This window comes from Rhodobacter viridis, from assembly GCF_003217355.1.
Lineage (GTDB): Bacteria > Pseudomonadota > Alphaproteobacteria > Rhodobacterales > Rhodobacteraceae > Rhodobacter > Rhodobacter viridis.
In genome coordinates, this window is the sequence record NZ_QJTK01000021.1 from 35,689 (window position 1) to 41,688 (window position 6,000).

Annotated in this window: 6 protein-coding genes; 1 reads left to right on the top strand and 5 read right to left on the bottom strand. The window is 64.0% G+C overall.

Going from position 1 to position 6,000, the window contains the following annotated elements:
- Positions 1-32: 32 nt before the first annotated feature.
- Positions 33-335: a hypothetical protein gene (locus C8J30_RS19160; RefSeq protein WP_245909901.1), complete on the bottom strand. Its 303-nt coding sequence runs from the start codon at positions 333-335 to the stop codon at positions 33-35.
- Entirely contained in the window at positions 336-803 is a 468-nt protein-coding gene (locus tag C8J30_RS19165; RefSeq protein ID WP_245909903.1) for a hypothetical protein, read from the bottom strand.
- Between C8J30_RS19165 and C8J30_RS19415 the strand changes: the two genes are divergently transcribed.
- Entirely contained in the window at positions 802-1,566 is a 765-nt protein-coding gene (locus C8J30_RS19415; RefSeq protein ID WP_394341942.1) for a hypothetical protein, read from the top strand. The genes C8J30_RS19165 and C8J30_RS19415 overlap by 2 nt on opposite strands.
- Here the strand turns inward: C8J30_RS19415 and C8J30_RS16930 are convergent.
- From C8J30_RS16930 to C8J30_RS16940, 3 genes are all read right to left on the bottom strand, one after another.
- Positions 1,548-1,880, bottom strand: a complete 333-nt coding sequence (locus C8J30_RS16930) for a plasmid mobilization protein (protein ID WP_245909897.1) — start codon at positions 1,878-1,880, stop codon at positions 1,548-1,550. The two genes, C8J30_RS19415 and C8J30_RS16930, sit on opposite strands and share 19 nt — an antisense overlap.
- 118 nt (positions 1,881-1,998) lie before the next feature.
- On the bottom strand, positions 1,999-2,769 hold the full coding sequence (locus C8J30_RS16935) for a helix-turn-helix domain-containing protein (protein WP_110807108.1): 771 nt from the start codon (positions 2,767-2,769) through the stop codon (positions 1,999-2,001).
- A 454-nt stretch (positions 2,770-3,223) separates the two neighbouring features.
- Positions 3,224-5,824, bottom strand: coding sequence for a DEAD/DEAH box helicase (locus tag C8J30_RS16940; protein ID WP_110807110.1), 2,601 nt, complete (start codon positions 5,822-5,824; stop codon positions 3,224-3,226).
- Between the last annotated feature and the right edge of the window lie 176 nt (positions 5,825-6,000).

Consider the following 6,000-nt stretch of genomic DNA (forward strand, 5'->3'; position numbering starts at 1 on the left):
CCGCTACAGTTCATACCCCCAGTCCCGTTCCCTCAGCGCCTCCTCAGCCGTTCTTCGGCGGCCCTCGCTTGCTTCAAGCTCTCGCTCAGCTGCCTGTCGATCGCCCCTAAGTTCGCGGCTTCGCTCAGCAAGCCACGCAAGGCCGTCATGGACTCGATCTGCGACTGAATGAGCAGCGCCACGCAATCGGCCAAGCCATCCATCCTCAGCCCCATCCGGTTGGTCGAGCGCGCTTCCAAGGCGCGCAAGGCCTGCGCTGAGGTTTCGGAGGCTGTCGCCAACCGTTCGACGTAGCCAAGCAATTCGCGCTCCAGCGCTGTCAGGGGCGTCTGCATTCATTTCTCCTTTATCTGAATGCACAACACCGATCTCTGATCGCTGATCGCGCATGTCTGAATACTCGCCCGGGCCGGGTCGGTCAGAAGGTAGGTCGTCCCGCCCTGGTCGATCCGCTGCAGGCCAAGACGCGTCAGCTCCGACTTCGACAGCATCACGCTCCAGAACCAGCTCAGCACGAGCAGCACCGTGATCGCGGCGGTCGCGGTCGCCAGCAGTATCACCGGCGCCAAGGTCATCCAGCGCGTGATCTGGTGCTGAAAGCCCTGCATCGTGTCCGAGGTCGCGTGCAGAAACATGCGGGTATCGGCCTCGATTGTATCGCGCGCGTGCGTCGCAATGGCCGTCAAATCGGTCCTGAAGCTCTGCAGGTGGGATGCCGTCAAGGCGGCGTTCTCCAGCCGCAGGGCCTCCAGATCCGCGTTCAGCCTCTCGCTGAGCCGCGGGGTCGGCTTTCCAGTCGTCATGGAAGATGTCTCCTTTCAGTCGCCAGCGCTCGCCCGTGTCAGGGTCCTGCACGGTGAGGTATTCCTTGCCCGCGCGCGGGACGGTGAAGCCGACATCGGTCATCAGGGCGACCATGCTGGCGCGGTCGGTGATGGTGCCGACGGAAATCTCGTCGAGGATCCATGCGTGGACCTCCTCGCGGGTCTTTGCCCGTTGCTGGGACTCAAGGACGGGTTGCACCTCCTGCGCGCGGTGGGCGTCCATGGGGTCGGCCCAGCCGTGGGTCTGGTTCATCAGGTCGCGGAGGGAGTCGAAGGCGGTCTGGTAGCCGGGCGGGGCGATGTTCAAGCTGCGGCCAGAAGACAGGTCGAGGCGCGGGGTGCAGAAGTGCAGCTCGACGCGGCCCTCGTGGCTATGGCGGACCCAGAGGATGTCGAACTGCTCTGGGTCGAGGCCTGCGAAGGCGAGCTTTTCGAAGCCGTCCATGACCTCGGCCTGCTGCGCCTTGGTCGGGCTGTCGCCGGCGGCGAAGCTGATAACCCCGGCGCGGTAGGTCCAGGCATGGGGGCTGGCATCGATCAGCGCCTCGGTCCGGTCGGGATTGCCGCGCAGGACTTCGGGGCGCGGGTCGCGGATCGTGTGCGTGGGCTGGCCATCCGCATCGCGGATCAGGTCGCGGTTGGCATCGTAGGCCAGCACCTGATCGGCGATCAGGTAGCGGACGGGGCCGGACCCGCGCCCTTGGCCGTTGGGGAAGAACTTGATCAGCATTCGCGGCCCTGAGCGAGGAGCTGGGCAAGCTGGCGTTCAACGGACAAAAGGCGGCGCGCGACCTCGACCGCGTCGATGGTGGGGGTAAGGCCAGCGGCATGGGCGCGGTTCAACCAGCGGGCGATCTGGTTGAGGTTGCCGCCGATCCGCCCGACGGCCAGCACCAGCGCCGGATCGACGCGCGGGGCGGGCTTTCGGCGGCGGGCATCTGCGCGGCCAAGGGCTTCGCGGAGGAGGGTCGCCACCGGAACGCCCGCCGCTTCGGCCTTTTGCCGAAGCGCGGCCTTTTCGGCCGCCGTGCAGCGGAACACGAAAGTGTCCGTCAACGCGGGCTTTTCGCGGGCAGCGCCCGCGCCGGTGGGGTTCGAAGGGGAGGCTTGCCACCCCTCGCAAGGCCCCGTGTCAGAAGCGCCAGCGTATGACACGGGTCGCCTTGCTCCTTGCTCATCCCGCATGACGCTGCTCCATCTGCCCGGCTTCCTTCCCGGCAAGACAGCGCAGCTGTCGCACCTGCTCCCGCCATTCCGGGCTTCCCCTTGGCGCGGGGCTTCGGGCCGGAACCCAGAAGCCGCGATGGGGACCGTTCACAGCCAAGGGCAGACTTCGGTCGAGCGTCGCCAGCCCCTCCTGCGCCAGACGGTCGTTCCAGTCCCGGGCAAAGCAGATGCCCTGCGGGACGAAGACCAAGGGTGGTGGTGGGGCGCTGTGCGCCGAGGCTGGGCCGGATTGCCCCTTCCCGGGCAAATCCGGCGCGGCAGCGGCCGTTCTTGGTTTAAGTTCCTTTTCTTTGTTCGGGGGGCGTTCCTGTCCCCCTTTTCCGGACAGATATGTCCCCTCGGGCGGACAGGATTGTCCCCCTTTCGCCCGGGAAAGGGGGACGATCTTGTCCCCCTCCCGCCGCCGCTGCATGGCGCGCCGCAGGGCATCTTCGGTGGGGCGGTAGCGCGAGGCATTGCCGCGATTGGTGCCGCGCACGACGGTCAGGTGGCGCGCCATCTCGGGCTTGTTCAGGGCGCGCTTCACCGACTTCGCATGCCGCCCAAGCGCCGTGCCGATCGTCTCAAAGGAGGGATGGCATTCGCCGGTGTCATGGTCGGCATGGGTCAGCGCCAGATAGGCGGCGACGCGGAAGGCGTTGTCGTCGAGCGACTGGTCAAGGACGAGGTCGAGAAGGTACTGCAGCTTGACCTGGCAGAAGGGCAGAATGTCAGACATGCAGGCCCCCGGTGATTGCGCCGGAGTCCGCGCTTTGGTATCCTGTCAGGACAGTGACTTCGAATGCGCCGTCGAGGTGGGTGGCCGCCCCCTCGACGGTTTTTCTTTGCCCCGGATCGCCGGAGAGCCGGTTTGACAATCGCCCCTTAAGTGCTTGATTTCCCGTAGGGGGTTTGACAGAAAAACCCCGCGCAACCGGTTGATTTCCCGCGCCGGTGGACGGCTTGAAAATCCGCGTGTCGCTGGTTCGATTCCGGCTCTGGGCACCACTTAAATCCAAAAAATTCTTACAATTCAGTCCGTTAGGCCCCTCTCAGCCTTAGACATCCACCTTTTTATCCACCCTTTGGCGCTCGTGAAGGTGGATAAAGGCGTCTCTTTCGCGTCGAACCACGAACTCTGCACCGGGTTGCACGAACGCTCAGTGGCGTAAGCCGAACCCGGCGCAGTCGCTTCACCTCGCGATGAGGGCCGGAAGGCGCGTCGAAACGTCTTCCATGAGCACCAAGGCGCATTCGACCGTTTCGCCTGTCATGGCGATTTGCAGTTGACCCGCAGGAACCGCCTGATCCCACGAGAAGCTTTTGGTCAGAAAGTTGAGAACCTCGCGCTTGTATTCTGTGTCCGGGCCTTGAAGGTGGTCGCCCTTGGTTTCCAACATCACGATGCGACCAGTGCCGCCCGTGCAACCCACTGCGAAGATGAAGTCGGGGTAGATGCGCCCGCGCTTCCAGCCCTGCACCCCGTAGTTGGTCTTGGCGACGTTGCGATGCCACCATTTCACAGCGGCCTCGCCGTCGAGATGGACGGCAACCCCTTGTTCCTGACTGTTCAGTTCGTTGCGAAATACCGGGGAGAATAGGCTGCGCTTAAGCGGCCCGCCGTCGCCTCCAGTCATGTGAGGTGAAAGGTCCGGCTCCATGGTCGCTATCGCCTCGGGCATCACCCAGTTGTTGCCGTCCAGCCTCAGCCGGAACTGGATGCGGCCTTCTTTGATCCCAGCCTTGAACAGCGCCTCCGCCCGTGTCGTGCGTTCCTTATCGAGCGCAAGCCGCAGGGCATCCACGATGACGCCCGAGGCGGCCCCCAGCTTCTTGTCGTCAAAACCGCGCGCTTGCAGCACGTCCGCCATGCGCCCGAGTATCGACCGCGCGACAAACGGACTCGGTACAAGATCAGATATGACACGCACCGCATAGGTCGGATCGAAGCGCAGGGTTTCCGATGCGGCGGCGATTTCCTCCTGTCGGAAGTAATCAGCCCCCCCGTCTGTCAGGCTGATGCGCTGCAACTGCGATGCAGCCTGCAATGGGTTATCGGGAATCGCCTGTGCGACGGCGGTTGGGTCGTAGTCGCGCCAGTCGATGGCTGACAATATGTCAGTTTCATAGTCCAGTTCGCGCAAGGCTCCGCCCTCGTTGCACAGGACCTTGGGCAGATAGACTTTCAGGCTCTTGAACTCGGCCCGCCGTTCAACCCGGCGCGTAGTTCCCGGTGTGGCGGCCCCTGTGCCTGATGGCACTTCGATGACCAGATCGGCCAAGCCGTCTTTCTCAAGCCCTGCCTTGATGGCCTCCACCACCTCGCGCGTCCCTGCGTGGTGCGTGATGACGTAGCATTCGTCCAGCGCAGGCACCTTGGTTTTCAGCGCATAGGGCTGGCGCAGGATGCGGCCCACAAGCTGCGTCATGGCGGACAGGTTAGATGCTGCGGCCAGCGAACACAGCACATAGGCAAAGGGGCAGTCCCAGCCTTCTTGCAGCGCGGCCTTGGTTACAATGACCCGAACACGATTGGACGGCGAAAGCAGGTCTTGGTTCTCGGGCTGGCTCAGGTCATTTTGCTCAGCGGTCTTGATGGCGACCTGACCGTCGTCCAGCCCCGCTTGCAGCAACCATTCCTTCACGTCTTCGGCGTGGATATGCACCCCGTCGCGCTGATCCTTGCCGGTTCGCTCCACCTGCACCAGCATGATGGGGCGGATATAGGCCAACTCACCCTTGTCGGCACGGTAGGCGTCCGCTGACGTTTGCAAGCTGTTCAGCCGGTCGAGCGCCGCCGTCAGGGTGCCGCGCCAATCTGTGCCCTGACGGGGCTCAAGGTTCAGCGGCATCTTGATCATGTCTTCGGCGTGCAACTCGCGCCCCGTCACCTCCACCAACAGATTGGCGTAGCGCGCACCGCCGCCCTTGGCGGTCACATCCTTGGGCGTGGCGGTCAGTTCGAGAACGAAGAGCGGGTTGAAGTCGTAAAGCGTGTTGTGCGCGAGGTCCGAAGTCGCCTTCTGCCCCTCGTCCATCACCACGACCGGGCGGATTTTCCGCAGTGCGTTGCCCAGACTGTCCTTCACCATCGGGAACATTCCCTGATAGCCGTCCAGATTGGGCACGGCCTTCAACTCTGCCGCGTGCGCTGCCTGATCCCCCTCGGGCGGAAAGAACCCGTGCACATCGCCCCGGTCGCGGAACATGCGCAAGGTTTCCTGCGTCTGCCGATTCGCCGCCTGCAACATCAGCACCATGACGCACAGATGCGTTTCCACATCCCGCGCGTCCAGCCGGTCACCCTTTTCCATCACCTTGACCCGGCCCGCCGCCGCGCGGTCGAGCGCCTGCCGATAGGGGTGCTGGCGGTCTTTCAGGCGCTTGAGCGTCTGGGTGTAAATCGCGTCGTTCGGCACCACCCACAGCACGAAGCCGACGTTCTTGCCCAGATAGCGCTCCATGATGCGGGATACGGCATTCACGGCCAGCCACGTCTTGCCGCCGCCCGTAGGCACCTTGAAAGTCACATTGGGCACGGCCCGCCCGATACCGTCGAAACGCGGCGAGAAAGGCACCACCGTGCCATCCTTGAACTTCCGCACCGGCAGCGGCTTCACCGCGTTCAGGTTCTCCCAAGCCTTCGCGCAAAAATCCAAGGGCGGGATGGGCAGGTTCGGGTTCGCCGCGCGCAAGGCGTCGATCTGGTCGGCCTGCACCTTCTGCGCCTTCAACTCGTCCAGATAGTCGTCCAGCGTGCGCAGAACCCGTTCCTGATAGTCGAGCGTCCGCATCAGCTCCGCTCCACCCGGTAAAGGGCAAAGGGCAAGGGCGCGAACTCGACCCCCAAGCCCTCGGCGTCCAGCATCCGTTGGCTGAGGTGGTCCCCAGCCAGCGGACAGTTTGCTAAGCTTGCCGCCAAGGAAGACGAGGACGAACAGCGTGGCTGGCAAACGGAAGAACTACAGCG

Excerpts from the sequence above, each read along its gene's own strand:
- C8J30_RS16935 (WP_110807108.1), bottom strand. The coding sequence starts at position 2,769 with ATGTCTGACATTCTGCCCTTCTGCCAGGTCAAGCTGCAGTACCTTCTC.
- C8J30_RS19415 (WP_394341942.1), top strand. The coding sequence starts at position 802 with ATGGAAGATGTCTCCTTTCAGTCGCCAGCGCTCGCCCGTGTCAGGGTC.
- C8J30_RS19165 (WP_245909903.1), bottom strand. The coding sequence starts at position 803 with ATGACGACTGGAAAGCCGACCCCGCGGCTCAGCGAGAGGCTGAACGCG.
- C8J30_RS19160 (WP_245909901.1), bottom strand. The coding sequence starts at position 335 with ATGCAGACGCCCCTGACAGCGCTGGAGCGCGAATTGCTTGGCTACGTC.
- C8J30_RS16940 (WP_110807110.1), bottom strand. The coding sequence starts at position 5,824 with ATGCGGACGCTCGACTATCAGGAACGGGTTCTGCGCACGCTGGACGAC.